Raw genomic sequence first — 19542 nt, 5'->3', positions numbered from 1 at the left:
CCTCGACTTAAATACCGACGGCCATGGCTTTGTCGATCAGCCAGTTCAGGTTCGGGCCACGGTCGCTGGTGACTTCTACCGGACGGCCGGCCAGCGAGCTGTCCAGGGGTTCGTCAGGCTGGATCAGGACACGGATATCGGAGGACAGGTCAGCACTTTTCAGGCTGGTGCTGCTGACGATCTTGCCGGTACGGGTGGTGTCTTCGCCGGCGACCTGGAAGCTGACCGCAGTGCCTGGGCGCACGTCGCCGAACTGGCGATAGGAGAAACGCGCTTCGACGTTGGCTTCGGTGCCCCGTGGGACCAGTTGGAAGATCACGTCGCCCTTGCTGGCGTACTGACCATCGGACACCAACTGCTGGGTCACGATGCAGTCGCACGGAGACGTCAGGGTGCCGGTCATCTGCTTGCCGAACAGTTCCTCGACCTTGGCCGGCTGCAACTGGTTGTCGTCCAGGTGACCTTTGAGCACGTCGAGCATGCTGGTGCTGAAGGTCGCCAGCGGGGCGCCCTTGGCGGCCACGCCGTCGGCCTTGACCAGGCTCTGCACGGTGCCGTCACGCGGCATGGTGATGGCCATGCCCGGTACGTTCACCAGGCCTGCCTGGGCGTGGCTGACGAAGTACATGCCGTACACCGACTTGAAGATGAAACCGAACGCCGTCAGGCCAACGAGGAAGATCCCCAGGCTGAAGGTCACGGCGCGCAGGCGACCGAAGGCGCTCATGCCACCGTTTTCGTCTTTCTGCTTGCGGGCCTTGGTGAAGTTATCGCGCTGCAGGGTCGCCAGCACATCGCCGACACCGACGATGTCGCCGGCCAGGTGCGAGGTGATGATGTGACGCAGTGTCGAGATGTCCCGAGGCTCCAGGTTCTGGAACTGGCAACCGGTGCGGCCGGTCTGGCGGTCGTAGGAACGGATCTGCAATTCCACGTCCATGGCCAGGCCAAGGTTGTCGATGACGAATTGCAGGCGACCCTTGTAGGACTCCCCGGTCTTGAGGGGCATCTGGCCGGCGTTGAAGCTCAGGCCGCCGGCGGACAGGTCCAGGACCTTGACTTCCATCGGCGTACGGTCAGGGCCGAAGAAGCGCAGCTTGGCCGGGATTTTGACCCTGGCGTGTTGGCGCTGGGCTTCGGATTCATGCACTACGTTGACATTCACGGCGGTGTTCATAGGGGCGATTTCCTAGTTAATTCATTCAAGTCCGGTCAGACCATCGTCAGCAGCACGGCGACAAAAATGCTGCCGGCGGAGAAGGTCATGGTCCGAGACGACCAAGTGTTGAACCAACGTTGAAAGCTGGCGAGATCACGGGTCAGGTGGGTGGGCTGGCGGGTCCAGGACTGTTGATCGAGGCGGAAGAACACGTAGATCTTCACCAGGGCACCGACGATCTGGTTGTAATAGAGAATCGCCGGGTAGGCTGGGCCGATCCGGTGTCCGGAGCACGACAGCAACAGGGTCAGCAGCAACCGCGTGATGCCGATCCACAGCAGGTACACCAGGATGAACGCGGTGCCGTACTTGAAGCTGGCGATCAGGGCCACGGTCAGGCCCAGCAGCGAGGTCCACATCGACACGCGCTGGTCGAACAGCACCACCGAAGTGAACAGGCCCAGACGCTTCATGCCCAGGCCAAGTGCCCGGGAGTTCTGCCGCAGGTTGTTACCGTACCAGCGGAACATCAGCTTGCGACTGGCCTTGATGAAGCTCTTCTCCGGCGGATGCTCGACGGTGTTGATCGCCGCATCGGGCACGTAGAAGGTGTCGTAGCCCAGGCGCATCAGGCTGAACCAGCTCGATTTGTCATCGCCGGTCAGGAACTTGAAGCGGCCCAGGCGCCAGTGTTGCAGCGAGTCGCTTTCCACGTCGGCGATGAAGTCCGGGTTGGTGACCACGGTGGCGCGGAACACCGACATGCGACCGGTCATGGTCAGCACGCGCTTGGACAAGGCCATGGAGCACATGTTGATGTGCCGTTGGGCGAAGCGCAGTTTGTGCCATTCGCTCATGATGTAGCCGCCGCGCACTTCGCAGAACTCGTTGGTGGTCAGGCCGCCGACGTTGCCGAACAGCTGGAACCACGGCACGGTCTTGCGCACGACGCCTTCGGCGAGCACGGTGTCGCCGTCGATCACCGCCACCACGGCGCGGTCGTCCGGCAAGTGGCGGGAGATGGCGCGGAAACCGAAGGCCAGGCCGTCACGCTTGCCGGTGCCAGGGATACGCACGAAGTCCAGCTTGACCCGCGCTGGTGGGTTCATGCGGGCCCAGAGGCTCTTGACCAGCAGTTCGTCGGACATTTCCACGATGGAGCAGACCACGGTGGTGGGCAGCCCGCATTCGATGGCCTCGCGAATCACCGAGCCATACACCTGGGCGGTGGTCAGCGCATCGATCCGGAAGCTGGTGACCATCAGGTACACGTGGGACGGATCCGCCGCCTTGCCCAGCTTGCGTACCTTGCGGCGCAGGTGCGGGTAGACGATGTACAGGAAGATCATGCCGCGCACGAAATGCGTTGCTCCCATGGAGTAACGCCAGATGCCCACGGCGCCGATCAGGAAGATGAAGTCCTTGGAATCGGAGTCGAACGTGGACGTGGGCAGCGCCATGGCGATGCCCATCAATAAACTCAAGTAAAACAGCCAACCGGCGGCCTGAAGCAGGCCGTGCTTTAGCCTGTGCATAATCTGCATCCGTCTCTATCTCGGGCGGGCCTTGTGGGCGGCCCGATGGGTTAAGGCAGGCGAAAGGCCGGCCGGGGCGTGCCCCGGCCGGCAAACAGACTTACCAGCAGATGCCTTCGGTCCGGCCACTCGGGTTGGTGGCCTTGGACATGAAGCCGACCAGGTCGATGACCTGCTTGCCTTCCGGTACGTTCTCGGTCAGCGCGCGGAACTTCTCGTCGCGGTTGCCCAGGATGATGATGTCGGAGCTGTCGATCACCGAGTCGAAGTCGGCGTTGAGCAAGGACGAGACGTGAGGAATCTTCGACTCGATGTAGTCCTTGTTCGCACCGTGGACACGGGCGTATTCGACGTTGCTGTCGTAGATCTTCAGGTCGAAGCCCTTGCCGATCAGCATTTCCGCCAGCTCTACCAGCGGGCTTTCACGCAGGTCGTCGGTACCGGCCTTGAAGCTCAGGCCCAGCAGGGCGACTTTGCGCTTGTCGTGGCTGGAAACGATGTCGAAGGCGTTCTGCACCTGGGATTCGTTGCTGCGCATCAGCGAGTTGAGCAGCGGCGCTTCCACGTCCAGGGAGCCGGCACGGTAGGTCAGGGCGCGAACGTCCTTGGGCAGGCAGGAACCGCCGAAGGCAAAGCCTGGGCGCATGTAGTACTGGGACAGGTTCAGAGTCTTGTCCTGGCAGACCACATCCATCACTTCACGGCCATCGACGCCGACGGCCTTGGCGATGTTGCCGATCTCGTTGGCGAAGGTCACCTTGGTGGCATGCCACACGTTGCAGGTGTACTTGATCATCTCGGCGACGGCGATGTCCTTGCGGATGATCGGCGCATCGAGCTCTTCGTACAGCGACTGCAGAACGTCACCGGAGGCGGTGTCGAACTCACCAATAACGGTCATCGGCGGTTGATCATAGTCTTTGATCGCGGTGCTTTCGCGCAGGAACTCAGGGTTTACTGCGACACCGAAATCGACGCCGGCTTTCTTGCCGGAGCAGTCTTCCAGGATCGGGATGACAACGTTTGCCACGGTGCCCGGCAATACGGTGCTGCGCACTACGATGGTGTGGCGGGTGGTCTTGTCACGCAGGACAAAACCGATCTCGCGGCACACGGCCTCGATGTAGTTCAGTTCCAGGTCGCCGTTCTTTTTGCTCGGTGTACCGACGCAAATCATCGACAAGTCAGTATCGCGAATGGCTTCGGCGAAGTTGGTCGTGCCGCGCAGTCGGCCTGTTTGAATGCCTTGCGCCAACAGCTCACCAAGACCCGGTTCAACGATTGGCGATTTGCCGGCGTTGATCATGTCGATTTTGTCTTTGGCGACATCTACGCCAACTACATCATGGCCCCGTGCAGACAGGCAACCGGCACATACTGCACCGACGTAACCCAAACCAAATATGCTAATGCGCATCGCATTTACCTCTGTTTTCATGCCATTAAATGGCCGGAGTTAATAGTGTTCAGCGGTCATCGAGCACTCGGAAGTGTGGAATGCAGGCGCCACAGTGCCGTGTGCAGGCATACTAAGTTCCGAGTGTCTAAATAAATGCACTCAAGTTGTGCGCAATGTGGCCTAGTTGTTATGACCTGCCCTGTTATGCAGCCAGTCCCTGTAAATCAAGAACGCTCGTGCAAAAAGTCTCTCACCTCTGATCCCTGGCAAAAGCCCACAAAATCAGAAGCTTGTGTGCTCGGGTGAGCACGTTATAGGGGCGCAGCCTTGGCCTTGTAGGGGATAGCAATGGTGCGTTATCTCCCATCCTTTTAAGGGTGGATCCAATTAGACGACCGTTTCGCTAAGTTGACGTGACAACTTGGTTAATCCGTTCGATGTCCTTTGTAAGTTATCTCGTACACGCTCGCCGAGAATCGTTACGGATGGTATGAGCCATGCAATTTCACATAGTTCCGATCCGCTCATCGCGATTTTCGAAATTTTTCGAAATATTATCGAAGATGGCACTGACCTCAATATGATGGCACTTACCGTTTCGGCCTTTATTAATGGGGAGTTAGCAGGGGTAGATAGTTTTGTGCCACTACCGATGAAAAAAATCGGTGCCACTACGCAAAAAACTGACGAGTGTCGAGTGAAAGAAAAGTTAGCGCAGGGGTGGTGCGATTTATTGGCGCCATGAAACTGGCGAAGTGGGCGAGGAACTAAGATGACAAATAGGGAGATGATCGAAGCCCCCGATCAGGGGGCGGTATAAGGTCATGCTTTATTCGGGGGCGTGATCACGCAGGAAAACCAGTTTGTCCCGGCTCGACTGTTGGGCGTTGAAGCGGTAGCCCTGTACATCGAATTGGCTGAGTGCCGCAGGGTCGTTGATCCGTTCCTGAATCACGAAACGACTCATCAGGCCCCGGGCTTTCTTGGCGTAGAAGCTGATGATTTTGTACTGGCCATTTTTCAGGTCGCGGAATTCGGTATCGATGACGCGCGCTTTCAGTGCGCTGCGCTTGACCGCCGAGAAGTATTCATTGGAAGCCAGGTTCAGCAGCACATCATCGCCCTGGTCGGCGAGGGCTTCGTTCAGCCATTCGCTGATGCGCGTGCCCCAGAAGGCATAAAGGTCCTTGCCCCGGGCATTGGCCAGCTTCGTGCCCATTTCCAGGCGATAGGGTTGCATCAGGTCCAATGGGCGCAGCAGGCCATAGAGGCCAGAGAGCATGCGCAGGTGCTGTTGGGCGTAGTCGAAATCGGCGTCGCCAAAACTTTGCGCATCGAGGCCTGTGTACACGTCGCCCTTGAAGGCCAGCAGCGCCTGCTTGGCGTTGGCCTGGGTAAATGCCGGTGTCCAGCTGCCGAATCGCGCGGCATTGAGGCCGCCGATCTTGTCGGAGACGTGCATCAGCTCGCTGATCTGTGCCGGCGAGAGTTCACGCAACTGTTCGATCAGCTCCTGGGAGTGATCCAGGTACTGCGGTTGGGTAAAGCGCTCGGTGGCCGGCGGTGTTTCGTAATCGAGGGTCTTGGCGGGGGAAATCACCATCAGCATGAAGTCGTCTCCTTTAAGGTGGGGCGATTCTAGGGGGTTGGCCGGGTGGACTCCAGCTATTGGGGTGATAGGTGATCGGTGGTGGTGCTTTTGTGGCGAGGGAGCTGTGGGAGCAAAGTCTGTGGGAGCAAAGCTTGCTCGCGATGAACGATGACGCAATCTTGCAGATGGACCTTGTCGCCTGCATCGCGAGCAAGCTTTGCTCCCACAGGTGTCTGCTCCCCAAGTCCGCTGACCACAAGGGTATTGGGCCAGGATCGGCTATGATGCCGCGCGGGTTTCGTTATGGAGACATCCCTTTTGCGTATCGCCCTTCTGTTATCGGCCTGGCTGTTGAGCCTGGGCGCCATTGCCGCGCCCAACGACGTCGCCACCCTGGATCGCAGCACCTGGCCGGAACAACTCACCAGCCCGACGCTGTTCGACGTGGCCTCGCGGGCCGAGATCCTGATGTTCGCCCGAGCCCTGCTGGACGTCGATGCCATGGACGAAATAGCGCTCAAGCAGTACTTGGGGCTGCGCACGGTCAATATGGTTGCGATCGACGCGCTTCGCGCCCGGCTGTGGCAGCGGTTGCTGGCCAACTACAACGTTGCCCAGCGCAGCTGCGATCAGGACGCTTCCTTCTGTTACCTGGTCGAGGACATGGCGACCCTGCGCGAAGAGGCGCGCAGGTTCCATCTGGATGACAACTCCTACTACATCAAGTGGGCTGCGCCGAGCCAGATTTTTCATACCCAGTACCGCGATGAACTGCTGCGTAAAGCTGCGCTTTTTCCGCAAACCAGTAGCGAAATTGCACGTTTCGGCGATTACGAGCGCAACGGCGAGGAGATGAACGACCGGCTGTTCCTGCTGACCTTCGACAGCGCCGCCAACGTTGTGCCGGACAACACCCCATGGCTGACCGAATACCTGCGCAAGGCGAACATGAACGGCACCTTCTTCGTGCTGGGCAAGGACATCCAGGCGCGGCTGGAAGACCGCTCGGTCAACAACCTGCAGGCGCTGTATTCGCAACAGTGCGTGGGTGTACAGGGCTGGGAGTTTCGTTCCCACAGCCATTGGCAGGACTGGCAAGACTCGGTCCGGCGCAGTGTCGAGCTGGTCAAGGGCAAGCTGCCAGAGAATTACGTGCCGCTGTTCCGTCCGCCCCAAGGCCAGCGTCGTGGCGATGCGCAAGCGTTCTTCCGCCAGCAAGGCTTGCAAGTGGCACTGTGGGACATCGACTCCCAGGACAGCAACAATCGGCTCAAGCCTGAGCAAAGCGCCCAGCGAGTGCTGACCCTGATGCTGCTGTGGCGCCACGGGGTGATCAATTTCAATGCCAAGCAGGATGGGGTGAAAACGGCGATGCCCTGGCTCATGACGCAGACGGCGCAAAGCGGAATCGGTTGGGCAGGCTGTCAGGAAGCGTTTCGCTGAAACCTGTAAAGGCCCGGAAACATTGGGGAAGGCGGAAAAACCGGTACACATTCATGACAACCGGACTTCCGACTTTAACGGCGCAACGGCGGTACGCCAAGGGTTATTCGTCACTCTGAAAAATAAACTTCAAAAAAGCGTCAAAGTGCTTTTTCCTGTCATGGTTTTTGGAGTATCAAGAAGTCAGACCGCCGAAACCTGCAACACAGGTGGCGTCTTCCAAGACCCAGATTGTGTGCAGTTCACCTGAATCCTCGCGGGTGAATTCGGTGGCTACCTCGAGGCGCAGCACTGTCACGGTATTGCGTCGAATGGCCCCCACATAGGTGACCGAGTATGGATGACCACGGACGTAGCCCTTCCTCCAACCAGCCAATCCTCTATGTACTCGATACCAACGTATTGATCCACGATCCAAACGCGCTCCTGAACTTCGAAGAACACCACGTTGCCATCCCGATGACCGTGCTTGAGGAGCTGGACAAGCTCAAGAGCGGACACCACAGCGTTGCGGCCGAATGCCGGCAGGCGATCCGCCTGATCGACAAGACCCTGGGTGATGCCTCCCCGGAAGACGTTGAGCTCGGCGTGCCGATCCAGCGCGGCAAAAGTGGTCCCAAGGGCCTGCTTTCGATCCTGATGAGCAAGCGCACCGAACCCAACCTGGTGCTGCCTGAACACCTGAACGACAACATCATCATCAACCAGTTGATCGACCTGCACGCGCGCACCAAGGACCAGGCCGTGGTGCTGGTGACCAAAGACATCAACATGCGCCTCAAGGCCCGCGCCTGCGGGATCGCGGCGGAGGACTACAGCACCGACCAACTGGTCGACGACGTCTCGCTGTTGCCCAACGGCTACCACAACATGACCGGCTCATTCTGGGACCGTGTGAGCAAGGTCGAGACCCGCCAGGACCACGGCCGCACCTGGCACCAGGTGCAACTGATCGACAACCTGCCGGCCGTGCACATCAACGAGTTCATCATCGACGAACAAGGCTTCGTCGGCTGGATCAAGGAAATCCAGGTCGACAAGCTGCTGATCCTCGACTTGCACCAGGAACCTTTGCTGCATCAGGAAGCCTGGGGTCTCAAACCTCGTGACATCTACCAGAGCCTGGCGTTGTTCGCCTTGCTCGACCCGGATATCCACCTGGTCAACCTGTCCGGCGCCGCCGGTTCCGGCAAGACCATCCTGGCCCTGGCCGCTGCCATCGAGCAGACCATGGTCAGCAAACGCTACCGGCGCATCATCGCCACCCGCAGCGTGCAGGGCCTGGACCAGGAAATCGGTTTCCTGCCCGGTACCGAAGCGGAGAAAATGGAGCCATGGCTGGGGGCGATCACCGACAACCTCGAAGCCTTGCACATGGATGACGAAAGCACCCATGGCAGCGTCGACTACATCCTCAGCAAAGTGCCGTTGCAGTTCAAATCCCTCAACTACATTCGTGGACGTAGCTTCCAGCAGAGCCTGATCCTGATCGACGAATGCCAGAACCTGACCCCGCACCAGATGAAAACCATCATCACTCGTGCCGGTGCCGGTTCCAAAGTGGTGTGCCTGGGTAACCTGGCGCAGATCGACACCCCTTACCTGTCCGCGACCAGCTCCGGGCTGACCTACCTGACCGAACGCTTCAAGGACTTCCCCAACGGGGTCCACATCACCCTGCAGGGCGTACCGCGCTCGATCCTGGCCGAATACGCCGAATCCCACCTGTAACCCCAGACAAACCGGGCGACCCTATGGTCGCCCGGTTTTTCATGCCTGACACATAACTCCTGTGGGAGCGGGCTTGCTCGCGAAGGCGGTGTATCAGTTGACATATATGCTGCCTGACACGCCCCCTTCGCGAGCAAGCCCGCTCCCACAGGTAAATGCGGTGTTTTGCAAATTGCAGGTGCGACAATCAGCCCTGCCGGAATCTGACCCACAGGTTTACAATCGACACTCCCGATCAGGAGTATCCCTGTGCTGACTCATCTCGATTCCCAAGGTCGCGCCAACATGGTCGACGTGACCGACAAGGCCGTGACGTTCCGTGAAGCCACGGCCGAGGCCTTTGTGCGCATGCTGCCCGACACGCTGCAGATGATCGTCAGCGGCGGTCACCCCAAGGGCGATGTGTTCGCCGTCGCGCGCATTGCCGGCATCCAGGCGGCCAAGAAAACCAGCGACTTGATTCCGCTCTGCCACCCGCTGCTGCTCACCAGCGTCAAGGTCGAGCTCAATGCCGAAGGCGAGGACCGGGTGCGCATCGTTGCCCGCTGCAAACTGTCGGGGCAGACCGGCGTGGAAATGGAGGCCCTCACCGCCGCCAGCGTCGCCGCGCTGACCATTTACGACATGTGCAAGGCCGTCGACCGTGGCATGACCATCGAAGGCGTGCGGGTGCTGGAAAAACTCGGCGGCAAGAGCGGCCATTTCCAGGCGGATGCGTCATGAAAATCAACGTGAAGTTCTTTGCCCGTTACCGTGAAGCGCTTGGTGTGGATTCGGTAAAGGTGGAAGGTGATTTCGCCACGGTCGACGATGTGCGCGTGCTGCTTGCCCAGCGTGACGGGGCCGAGGTGCTGAAGGAGCAAAACCTGATGTGCGCGCGCAACGAAGACCTGTGCCAGCTCGACGAACCGCTGGCGGACGGCGATGAAGTGGCGTTTTTCCCCACCGTGACCGGAGGCTGAGCCATGGCGATTCGTGTGCAGGTCGAACCGTTCGACGCAGGGGGCGAAGTCAACGCGATGCACGCGGCTAATGTCGGCGTGGGGGCGGTGGTGAGTTTTGTCGGCTACGTGCGTGACTTCAATGACGGCCTCGATGTGTCCGGGATGTTCCTGGAGCATTATCCGGGCATGACCGAAAAAGCCCTGGGCAAGATTGCCACCGAGGCCGAGCAGCGCTGGCCATTGCTCAAGCTGGAGGTGCTGCACCGTATCGGTGCCCTGGAGCCGGGCGAGCCGATCGTCTTCGTCGGTGCCGCCAGTGCCCATCGCCAGGCGGCGTTCGACGCCTGCGCCTTTGTCATGGACTACCTCAAGACCCGAGCGCCGTTCTGGAAGAAGGAAAACACCATCGACGGCCCGCGCTGGGTCGAAGGGCGGGACAGTGATCATGCGGCGGCGGATCGCTGGAAGCAGTAAGCAGCAAGCAAACTGTTGTTTTTTCGCAGCCCATAAGTCCGTCTTCGCGAGCAAGCCCGCTCCCACAGGGAATTTGTGTTGTACACAGCATGTGTGTTCGGCACAGATCCTTGTGGGAGCGGGCTTGCTCGCGAAGGGGCCAGCAGCCTCCCATCACATTCCCTTGTTTCCCCAATTGACGATATGTACATTAAAGTCCAGTATGGATTTATAAGTACATAAAAATCATTGCCCCACCTTTCTCTGCCAAACCAACAACAACCCGCGAGAGATCGATCATGAAGAAACTTCCCCTCATCACCGGCCTGGCCTTGAGCCTGTTGGCCTCCAGCAGTCTGTTCGCCGCTGAGAAAACCTTGCGCATCGGCATCGAGGCGGCTTATCCGCCGTTTGCTTCCAAGACCTCGGAAGGGAAGATCGAGGGGTTCGACTACGACATCGGCAATGCCCTGTGCGCGCAGATGCAGGTCAAGTGCGAGTGGATCGAAGGCGAGTTCGACGGGCTGATTCCGTCGCTCAAGGTGAAGAAGATCGACTTGGCGCTGTCGTCCATGACCATCACCGAAGAGCGCAAGAAGTCGGTGGATTTCACCCACAAGTACTACTTCACCTCATCGCGCCTGGTCATGAAGGAAGGGGCGGTGGTCGATGACCAGTACGCCAGCCTCAAGGGCAAGACCGTTGGTGTGCAACGGGCCACCACCACGGACCGCTTCGCCACTGAAGTCTTCGAACCCAAGGGCGTGACGGTCAAGCGCTACAGCAACAACGAAGAAATCTACATGGACCTGGCGTCCGGTCGCCTCGACGCGATTTTCGCCGACACCATCCCGCTGGAAGACTTCCTGTCGATGCCTCGTGGCAAGGGCTACGCGTTTGTCGGCCCTGAGCTCAAGGACCCCAAATACGTCGGCGAAGGCGCCGGTATCGCGGTGCGCAAAGGCAATACCCAACTGGTGGCGGACTTGAACAAGGCCATCGATGGGATTCGGGCCAATGGGGAGTATCAGAAGATCCAGGGCAAGTATTTCAAGTCAGACATCTACGGCGACTGAAACATCGCCTTCGCGAGCAAGCCCGCTCCCACATTGGATCTTCGTCGGACATAAATCTTGTGTTCAGCGCAAATCCCTTGTGGGAGCGGGCTTGCTCGCGAAGGCGTCAGGCCAGGCAACAAGAATCTTAGCCCTTCAACTCCTTCAAATGCTTGTACACCGTCGCCCGCCCCATGTTCAGCACATTGGCCACATAGTTGGACGCGCTCTTGCCCTTGAACGCGCCTTCGGCATGCAGCGCCAGCACCAGCTCGCGTTTGTGGTCGCGGGTCAGCAGGTTCAGGCTCAGCTGACGCTCGCGCATCCAGGCATGCAGGAAGGTGTTGATTCGCTCCTGCCAGTCATCGCGAAACAGTGAGTCCGGCTGAGGAATCAACTTGCCGGGTGACAGGAACAGATCCAGTGCGGCCTTGGCATTCTCGAACAGCGAAATATTCAGGTTGATGCACAGCACCGCCAGCGGATGCCCGTTGGCGTCGCGCAGTACGCTGCTGAGGCTGCGAATCTTCTGTCCGTCCCAGTTCAATTTTTCGTAGGGCCCGATGTTACGTTCGCTGACGTCCTCGCTGAGCATGTCCTCCAGGGACGAGTCATCGCCAATCTCGCGCTTGGACAGGTTATTGGCGATGTAATCGACTTTCTGGGTGCGCAGGTCGTGCAGTACCACTTCGGCGTGAGGGTAGAACAGCGTGGCGATGGCATCGGCGATGGTGCGGAAGTTGTCCAGCACCGGATCGGGTGGCGAGGCAGTCATGACAGGGCTCCAGGCAGCGTCAGCGCCCCGTGAAACAGGGGCGCGGGGGAGTGTGCCGCAATCGCGGCGATGCGTCACCTCAAGGTGGCTCAGCCCAGGCGCTCGGGTGACAGCATGGCGATGCTCAGGCCGAAACGGGCCAGGGCCTCGGGCAGCGGTTCACCACGCACCAGTGCCGCGCTGGCCTGGCCCATGGCCGGCGAGGTCTGGATGCCGTAGCCGCCCTGGGCCGCGACCCAGAACAGTCCGGGCACCTGTGGATCGAAGCCGGACAGCAAATCACCGTCGGGCACGAAACTGCGCAACCCGGCCCAGGTGCGGGTCGGGCGGCGGATGGTCAGGGTGGTGGCTTCTTCGATCTGGTAGATGCCCATGGCAATGTCGAGTTCTTCGGGCTGCACGTCGTGAGGTTCCACCGGATCGGCGTTGGCCGGTGAGCCGAGGAACATGCCAGCGTCGGGCTTCATATAGAAGGATTCGTCCAGGCTCACCAGCATCGGCCAGTCATGGATATCCACGCCCTCGGGCCCGGCAAAAATGAACGCGGCACGCCGCTTGGGCTGCAACCCCAACTTTCGAGCGCCGGCCATTTCGGCAATGTGATCGGCCCATGCGCCGGCTGCGTTGATCAGAACCGGTGCGGTGAACGTCTGGTTGGCGGTTTTCACCTGCCACAGCCCCTGATCATCGCGGCTCAATTGCTGCACTTCGCTGTCGGTGTGCACTTCACCGCCACTGCGACGAATACCGCGCAGGTAGCCTTGGTGCAGTGCATCGGTGTCAATGTCGCAGGCCGTGGGGTCGTAGATCGCCCCGTGGACCTTGTCCCGTCGCAGGATCGGCAGCCGCACACAGGCCTCGTCGGCGCTGAGCAGTTGCATCTGCGGCACGGTGGCCTTGGCGCTGAGGTACTGGTTGTTCAACTCGGCCGGGTCACCGGTGAAGTCCACGGTCATTTCGCCCCGTGGGGTCAGCAAGGGGTGTTCGCAGAAACCGGCCGGCGGGGCGTCGAAAAAATCCCGGCTGGCCTGGGTCAGCGCCCGCACCTGTGGGGTGCCGTAGGCGGCGGTATACAACGCCGCCGAGCGTCCGGTGGAGTGGTAGGCCGGATGGGATTCGCGTTCGAGCACAATCACCCGGCCGTGGGGGGCGAGCCAGTAACCGGTGGATGCACCGGCAATGCCGCCGCCGATGATGATGAAGTCTGCTGAGGTCATGAAGCTCTCCTGTCGAGCACATTGCCGGACGTTCGCGGAACCTGTGGGAGCGGGCTTGCTCGCGAAGGCGGCAGCACATTCAACATTGATGTGGCAGACGCACCGCTTTCGCGAGCAAGCCCGCTCCCACAGGGAATCGAGTTGTGTCAGTGGTGGTGCAACCGGTAAAGCGCATTCGCCAGCGCAACATCTTCCAGGCCCAGACCGATGGAGCGGAAGAACACATGGCGTTGGTAGTCGGGACGCGCCACGTGTTCGCTGAGCAATTCGGGCAAATCGCCGACAATGCGCGACGCGTCCCAGCCATGCAGTTCGCCGGCAATCAGCATCTCACCGGCCGAGCCCGGGGTGGTCTGACGATAGTCGCAGAACACGTCCATGTCGTTGAGGCTTTGAGGGGGGACTTCATGGGCGCGTGGGGCGTTGGTGCTGATGGAGGTGATCAGCGCCGGTTTGCCCAGGGTCTGCGGATCGAACACCGCTTTGGCGGACGAGGTGCAGAGCATCACCACGTCGGCGTCATGCAGCGCGGCTTCAAGGGAGTCGGCGATGTGCAGGCGTGGGTCCAGGCCGGTGATGGAGGCAAGTGCTTGCGCTGACTTGGTCTTCAGACCTGGTGAATAGAGGCTGATCGTTTGCCAGTCCCGCAGGCCCTTGACGTACTGCACGTGCGCCCGCGCCACCGCACCGCTGCCGATGATCGCCAGGCGCCGGGCGTTGTGCGGGGCGAGGGCATCGACGGCAACAGCCGTGGTGGCAGCGGTGCGAGCGGTGGTCAACTCGGCGGCATCGCACAACAGCAGCGGCTGGCCTGTCTGCATCGACATCAGCAAGGTCCAGGCGGTCACCAGCGGGCCTTGCTCGCGCACGATATAGGGCGAGGTCTTGACCCCGTAGACCTGGTCTTCAGCCAGCACCCCGAGGTAGTTGATGAAGTCCCCGGCGCCCTGGGGAAACACCACCAGTTGCTGGGGCGGCTGCACCGCTTGCCCGGCGGCGAGGTCGCGGAACAGCTTGCGCAGGATGTGCGGTACGTCGATTTGCCCGAGCAGTTCTCGGGCCTGGGCTTGGGTCATCACATAGGGCGTGCTGGACATGGAGGGCTCCGGGAAGCTGCTTGTAAACTAATTTGTCCATTATGGACTTTTAGTTTAATCGAGCAATATCCAAGGCAAAAAAAAGCGCAGCCTGTTTTGGCTGCGCTGATCGTTCCCACGCTCTGCGTGGGAATGCCTCGATGGACGCTCTGCGTCCGTCTCGATGCTAAGGGCGCTTGCGCTCGACCGGTCGCAACAGGTGGGTCGGGGGCATTTCGCAACTGATCTTGCGGCCCAGCAACGTTTCGATCGACGGCAACTGGTAGGAATCATCTTCGCCAGCGAAGCTGATCGAAACCCCGGCGGCCCCGGCGCGACCGGTACGGCCGATGCGGTGCACGTAGTCGTCCGGCACTTCCGGCAGGGTGAAGTTGATCACGTGGCTGATGCCGTCGATGTGGATGCCGCGACCGGCCACGTCAGTGGCGACCAATACGCGGATCTTGCCTTCACGGAAACCCTCGAGGGTCTTGATGCGCTTGTGCTGCGGCACGTCGCCCGAGAGCTGGGCCGCGTTGACGCCATCGCGCACCAGGCGTTCTTCGATACGCCGCACTTCATCCTTGCGGTTGGCGAACACCATCACCCGTTCCCAACCGTTGTCGTTGACCAGGTTGTAGAGCAGCTTGTACTTGTCGGCACCGGCCACGGCATAGATGTGCTGCTCGACGTTTTCGCTGGCGACGTTTAGCGCCTCGATCTCGACGATGGACGGATCGGTGGTCCATTGCTTGGCCAGGTTCATCACGTCTTCGGTGAAGGTGGCGGAGAACAGCAGGGTCTGGCGTTCGCTTTTCGGTGGGGTCTGGCGAATGATCTGGCGCACTTGCGGGATGAAGCCCATGTCGAGCATGCGGTCGGCTTCGTCCAGCACCATCACTTCGACCATGTCCAGGTGCACGTCGCCGCGCTGGTTGAAGTCCAGCAGGCGGCCCGGGGTGGCGACCAGGATGTCGCAGTGGCGGGCTTCGAGGTGCTTGAGCTGCTTGTCGAAGTCCATGCCGCCCACGAACGTCATGACGTTCAGGCCGGTGTACTTGGTCAGGTCGGCGGCATCCTTGGCGATCTGCACCACCAGCTCGCGGGTCGGCGCGATGATCAGCGCCCGTGGCTCGCCCATGTAGCGTTCCTTGGGCGGCGGGGTCTGGAGCAACTGGGTGATGATGGAGATCAGAAACGCGGCGGTCTTGCCGGTGCCGGTCTGGGCGCGACCGATGGCGTCTTTGCCCGCGAGGGTGAAGCCCAGCACCTGCGCCTGGATCGGCGTGCAATACGGGAACCCCAGGTCCTGGATGGCATGCATCAGTTCCGGGGCGAGCTTGAAGTCGTGGAAGCGGGTCTTGCCTTCCTGGGGTTCTACGACGAAGTCCTCGAGCTTCCAGGCGACGACCGGCGGTTTCGGTGCGCGCTCGCGGCGTGGCTTGGGGGCTTCGTTGCGTGGTTTCTCGGGCGCGGGGGCCGTAACAGGCTGGGCGACGGGTTCTTTTGTTGCCTGTGCAACAGGGGCCGCCCGGCGCGGTTGTTGCGCATCGGTATGGCTCGGGCCGTGGGTCGGCGCTGTGGAGCCAGGCGCGAGTTGCTCGGCCTCGCTTTTACCGAACATCTTCTTGAGTGCTTTGAGCACGGTCATCTCATCGATTGGTTAAGGAATGTACGCCGGCCAGTGTAATGCAAGAAACGGGCGCGGCGTAGTGTGATCGTCAAAGGACCGGCGTGGCGATCGGCCTCTTAGCGTAACCGCTCGGCCAGCCAGGTGCCGATGTCGCGAATCTCCTCGGGTAACACTTCGTGGCCCATTGGGTATTCTTGCCATGTCACGGTGACACCATGCTGCTTTAAATACTCTTTCGCGGTCCGGCCCATGGGGTTGAGTACCACTTCGTCGTATTGCCCGTGCAGCGCCAGCACCGGAATGCGTTGCTGGCTGGCCGACAATTGCAGCTCATCGCTGAAAGTCGGTGCATAAGTAGACAGCGCGATCACGCCGCCCAGCGGGCCCTGCCATTTCACGAATGCCGTGTGATAGACCACCGCGCCGCCTTGGGAGAAGCCCGCCAGGAAAATCCGCGAGGCGTCTATTCCGCTGGCTCGCTGGGTTTCGACCAGGTCGATGACCCGTTGTGCCGAGGCTTCGAGTTGCTGTTCGTCAATGGCCCGCGCCGGGCTCAAGGCACGGATGTCGTACCAACTGGGCATGGCGTAGCCGCCGTTGATCGTTACCGGCTGGGTCGGTGCCTGGGGTAGAACGAAACGTGTGGTGAGCAGGCTTTGCTGCAACATTTCGGCGACCGGCAGGAAATCAAAACGATCGGCGCCCAGGCCGTGGAGCCAGATAACGCACGCGTCGACAGTGCTGCTGGGCTCGAGAATCAGGGGGTCGGTCATGGCTGTGCTCCAAATCTGTGCGGGTGCGCTCAATCAGTGCGTGATTACAGTGCGTTCCCGGTGTCTCAGTTAATTAGATGTCGCAAAGTTGAAAGTTTTTGTCTTGACGAGTTTTACATGGCCTAAGCGCAGCGGTCTGGTACGGGCTTTGCTATGGGTGTACCTGAGTGATGATTCTTACGCTGTGCGGTAACACTATCAGTTCGCCGCGCCGCATGGGATATCAGAAATCCGGTGATGAATGTTCGCCAACAGCCGTTACGGGCATCGCGAACGTGAAGGGCTACAGCCCGTTCGGCCGATTGGTGAGAGATGGGCATGACCACTGTTTACGGACATCCTCATTATTAGACTCATAGCGAAGGTCCAGACGTCGGTTGACCCTAAAAAAAGCCAACAAGGGTCGGCAATGCCCCAAAAGGGTGCGATAGGGCTCGAGCTCCGACACAACAAGAGCAAAACTGGAGGTTTGAATGAAGTTACTGAAATCCACCCTGGCAGTCGTGACTGCAGCTGCAGTACTCGGTGTCAGCGGGTTCGCTCAGGCGGGTGCAACCCTGGATGCCGTGCAGAAGAAAGGTTTTGTGCAATGTGGTGTGAGTGATGGCCTGCCGGGTTTCTCGGTGCCTGATTCGACCGGCAAGATCGTCGGCATCGACGCTGACTTCTGCCGTGCCGTTGCCGCTGCGGTATTCGGCGATGCGACCAAGGTCAAGTTCAGCCAGTTGAACGCCAAGGAGCGCTTCACCGCGCTGCAGTCGGGCGAAATCGACATGCTCTCGCGCAACTCCACCATGACCAGCTCCCGTGATGCGGGCATGGGCCTGAAGTTCCCTGGCTTCATCACCTACTATGACGGCATCGGTTTCCTGGCTAACAGCAAATTGGGCGTCAAGAGCGCCAAGGAACTGGACGGTGCGACTATCTGCATCCAGGCCGGTACCACTACCGAGCTGAACGTGTCCGACTACTTCCGCGCCAATGGCCTGAAGTACACCCCGATCACTTTCGACACCTCCGATGAAAGCGCCAAGTCGCTGGAATCCGGCCGTTGCGACGTGCTGACCTCCGACAAGTCCCAACTGTTCGCCCAGCGCAGCAAGCTGGCGTCGCCGAAGGACTATGTGGTTCTGCCGGAAACCATCTCCAAGGAGCCACTGGGCCCGGTCGTGCGTAATGGCGACGACGAGTGGCTGGCCGTTGTGCGTTGGACTGGCTACGCCATGCTCAATGCTGAAGAAGCCGGCATCACTTCGAAAAACGTCGAGGCTGAAGCCAAGGCTACCAAGAACCCAGACGTTGCTCGTATGCTCGGTGCTGACGGCGAGTACGGCAAGGACTTGAAGCTGCCGAAGGACTGGGTCGTGCAGATCGTCAAGCAAGTCGGCAACTACGGCGAAATGTTCGAGCGCAACCTCGGCAAGGACACCCCGCTGCAGATCGATCGCGGTCTGAACGCGCTGTGGAACGCAGGCGGCATCCAATACGCACCACCAGTGCGCTGATGGTTCTATCACCCGGTGGGCCAACCACCGGGTGATGTTCTGTTCCATTCTTTGCGGGGCACTTCATGCAAAATTCAATCGGCGCACCTAAGCAGAGGCTCAGCCTCAGCGATCCACGAGTGCGTGCGTGGGTATTTCAGATCGTCACCATCGTGGCGGTTATTTCGCTGGGCTGGTTTCTGTTCGATAACACGCAGACCAACCTGGAACACCGGGGCATCACTTCCGGTTTCGGCTTTCTGGAGCGCAGCGCCGGGTTCGGCATCGCCCAACACCTGATCGACTACACCGAAGCGGACAGCTATGCCCGCGTCTTTGTCATCGGTTTGCTCAATACCCTCCTGGTGACCTTCATTGGCGTGATTCTGGCGACCATCCTGGGGTTCATCATCGGCGTCGCACGCTTGTCGAAGAACTGGATCATCTCCAAGCTGGCGACCGTCTATGTGGAGGTTTTCCGTAACATTCCACCGCTGTTGCAAATCCTGTTCTGGTACTTCGCCGTATTCCTGACGATGCCGGGACCACGGGCTGCCCACAATTTCGGTGACACCTTCTTCGTCAGCAGTCGCGGCCTCAACATACCGGCGGCGCTGGTAGCGGAAGGGTTCTGGCCGTTCGTGGCCAGTGTCGTGCTGGCGATCGTCGCCATCGTGCTGATGACCCGCTGGGCCAACAAGCGTTTCGAAGCGACCGGCGAGCCGTTCCACAAATTCTGGGTGGGCCTGGCGCTGTTCCTGGTGATCCCGGCACTGTGCGCCGCGATCTTCGGTGCGCCTGTGCATTGGGAAATGCCGGAACTCAAGGGTTTCAACTTCGTCGGTGGCTGGGTATTGATCCCGGAGCTGCTGGCCTTGACCCTGGCCTTGACCGTGTACACCGCGGCGTTCATCGCCGAGATCGTGCGCTCGGGCATCAAGTCCGTGAGCCATGGCCAGACCGAGGCGGCCCACTCGCTGGGCCTGCGCAACGGTCCGACCCTGCGCAAGGTGATCATCCCGCAAGCCTTGCGCGTGATCATCCCGCCGTTGACCAGCCAATACCTGAACCTGGCGAAAAACTCGTCCCTGGCCGCCGGTATCGGTTACCCGGAAATGGTTTCGCTGTTTGCTGGCACGGTGTTGAACCAGACCGGTCAGGCCATCGAGGTGATCGCGATCACCATGAGTGTGTACCTGGCGATCAGTATCAGCATTTCCTTGCTGATGAACTGGTACAACAAGCGCATTGCGCTGATCGAGCGGTGAGGAAAA

The 19542-nt window shown here is 60.1% G+C and carries 18 protein-coding genes; 9 read left to right on the top strand and 9 right to left on the bottom strand.

Annotated features, from left to right (window positions below; all coding sequences use genetic code 11):
* Positions 1 to 7 precede the first annotated feature (7 nt).
* From AD662_RS23155 to AD662_RS23145, 3 genes are all read right to left on the bottom strand, one after another.
* On the bottom strand, positions 8 to 1177 hold the full coding sequence (locus tag AD662_RS23155) for an alginate biosynthesis protein Alg44 (RefSeq protein WP_018606147.1): 1170 nt from the start codon (positions 1175 to 1177) through the stop codon (positions 8 to 10).
* A 35-nt stretch (positions 1178 to 1212) separates the two neighbouring features.
* Entirely contained in the window at positions 1213 to 2694 is a 1482-nt protein-coding gene (alg8, locus tag AD662_RS23150; protein ID WP_018606149.1) for a mannuronan synthase, read from the bottom strand.
* Positions 2695 to 2794: 100 nt separating this feature from the next.
* Entirely contained in the window at positions 2795 to 4111 is a 1317-nt protein-coding gene (locus tag AD662_RS23145; RefSeq protein ID WP_024617609.1) for a nucleotide sugar dehydrogenase, read from the bottom strand.
* A 472-nt stretch (positions 4112 to 4583) separates the two neighbouring features.
* Here AD662_RS23145 and AD662_RS29405 point away from each other — a divergent pair, with 472 nt between their 5' ends.
* Positions 4584 to 4838 carry a hypothetical protein gene (locus tag AD662_RS29405; RefSeq protein ID WP_139213020.1) on the top strand — a complete coding sequence of 85 codons (255 nt, stop codon included), beginning with the start codon at positions 4584 to 4586 and terminating at the stop codon, positions 4836 to 4838.
* A gap of 84 nt (positions 4839 to 4922) precedes the next feature.
* On the opposite strand, the gene yaaA is transcribed toward AD662_RS29405, so the two are convergent.
* Entirely contained in the window at positions 4923 to 5702 is a 780-nt protein-coding gene (gene yaaA, locus AD662_RS23140) for a peroxide stress protein YaaA (protein ID WP_018606154.1), read from the bottom strand.
* A 300-nt stretch (positions 5703 to 6002) separates the two neighbouring features.
* Here yaaA and AD662_RS23135 point away from each other — a divergent pair, with 300 nt between their 5' ends.
* The 6 genes from AD662_RS23135 to AD662_RS23110 all read left to right on the top strand — a co-directional run bounded on the left by AD662_RS23135 (position 6003) and on the right by AD662_RS23110 (position 11331).
* The gene (locus AD662_RS23135) at positions 6003 to 7127 is read left to right on the top strand and encodes a polysaccharide deacetylase family protein (RefSeq protein WP_053189806.1); all 1125 of its coding nucleotides are present in this window, start codon (positions 6003 to 6005) and stop codon (positions 7125 to 7127) included.
* A gap of 336 nt (positions 7128 to 7463) precedes the next feature.
* Entirely contained in the window at positions 7464 to 8858 is a 1395-nt protein-coding gene (locus AD662_RS23130; protein ID WP_018606162.1) for a PhoH family protein, read from the top strand.
* Positions 8859 to 9107: 249 nt separating this feature from the next.
* Positions 9108 to 9581, top strand: a complete 474-nt coding sequence (gene moaC, locus AD662_RS23125) for a cyclic pyranopterin monophosphate synthase MoaC (protein WP_003205311.1) — start codon at positions 9108 to 9110, stop codon at positions 9579 to 9581.
* The gene (gene moaD / locus AD662_RS23120) at positions 9578 to 9820 is read left to right on the top strand and encodes a molybdopterin converting factor subunit 1 (protein ID WP_053189805.1); all 243 of its coding nucleotides are present in this window, start codon (positions 9578 to 9580) and stop codon (positions 9818 to 9820) included. The genes moaC and moaD overlap by 4 nt, the downstream gene beginning before the upstream one ends.
* Positions 9821 to 9823: 3 nt before the next feature.
* Positions 9824 to 10276 carry a molybdopterin synthase catalytic subunit MoaE gene (gene moaE / locus AD662_RS23115; RefSeq protein ID WP_053189804.1) on the top strand — a complete coding sequence of 151 codons (453 nt, stop codon included), beginning with the start codon at positions 9824 to 9826 and terminating at the stop codon, positions 10274 to 10276.
* A gap of 278 nt (positions 10277 to 10554) precedes the next feature.
* Positions 10555 to 11331 carry an ABC transporter substrate-binding protein gene (locus AD662_RS23110; protein WP_018606168.1) on the top strand — a complete coding sequence of 259 codons (777 nt, stop codon included), beginning with the start codon at positions 10555 to 10557 and terminating at the stop codon, positions 11329 to 11331.
* 127 nt (positions 11332 to 11458) lie between these two features.
* On the opposite strand, the gene AD662_RS23105 is transcribed toward AD662_RS23110, so the two are convergent.
* The 5 genes from AD662_RS23105 to AD662_RS23085 form a co-directional block, all read right to left on the bottom strand.
* Entirely contained in the window at positions 11459 to 12085 is a 627-nt protein-coding gene (locus AD662_RS23105) for a helix-turn-helix transcriptional regulator (protein WP_018606170.1), read from the bottom strand.
* 89 nt (positions 12086 to 12174) lie between these two features.
* A complete protein-coding gene (locus tag AD662_RS23100; protein WP_018606172.1) occupies positions 12175 to 13302 on the bottom strand; it encodes an NAD(P)/FAD-dependent oxidoreductase in 1128 nt (375 codons plus the stop codon).
* A 146-nt stretch (positions 13303 to 13448) separates the two neighbouring features.
* Complete coding sequence (locus tag AD662_RS23095) at positions 13449 to 14399, bottom strand: ornithine cyclodeaminase family protein (RefSeq protein WP_053189803.1); 951 nt, start codon at positions 14397 to 14399, stop codon at positions 13449 to 13451.
* Positions 14400 to 14565: 166 nt separating this feature from the next.
* Positions 14566 to 16029 carry an ATP-dependent RNA helicase RhlB gene (gene rhlB, locus AD662_RS23090; protein ID WP_018606176.1) on the bottom strand — a complete coding sequence of 488 codons (1464 nt, stop codon included), beginning with the start codon at positions 16027 to 16029 and terminating at the stop codon, positions 14566 to 14568.
* Between the two features lie 98 nt (positions 16030 to 16127).
* The gene (locus AD662_RS23085) at positions 16128 to 16784 is read right to left on the bottom strand and encodes an alpha/beta hydrolase (RefSeq protein WP_053189802.1); all 657 of its coding nucleotides are present in this window, start codon (positions 16782 to 16784) and stop codon (positions 16128 to 16130) included.
* A gap of 473 nt (positions 16785 to 17257) precedes the next feature.
* Here AD662_RS23085 and AD662_RS23080 point away from each other — a divergent pair, with 473 nt between their 5' ends.
* A complete protein-coding gene (locus AD662_RS23080; protein ID WP_018606179.1) occupies positions 17258 to 18289 on the top strand; it encodes an amino acid ABC transporter substrate-binding protein in 1032 nt (343 codons plus the stop codon).
* Between the two features lie 65 nt (positions 18290 to 18354).
* Positions 18355 to 19536 (top strand): amino acid ABC transporter permease, encoded by a 1182-nt coding sequence (locus AD662_RS23075; protein ID WP_018606181.1) that lies wholly within the window; start codon positions 18355 to 18357, stop codon positions 19534 to 19536.
* Positions 19537 to 19542: the final 6 nt, after the last annotated feature.

The organism is Pseudomonas kilonensis (assembly GCF_001269885.1).
In the GTDB taxonomy this organism is placed as follows: domain Bacteria; phylum Pseudomonadota; class Gammaproteobacteria; order Pseudomonadales; family Pseudomonadaceae; genus Aquipseudomonas; species Aquipseudomonas kilonensis.
This window is presented reverse-complemented; position numbering and strand designations above follow the sequence as displayed.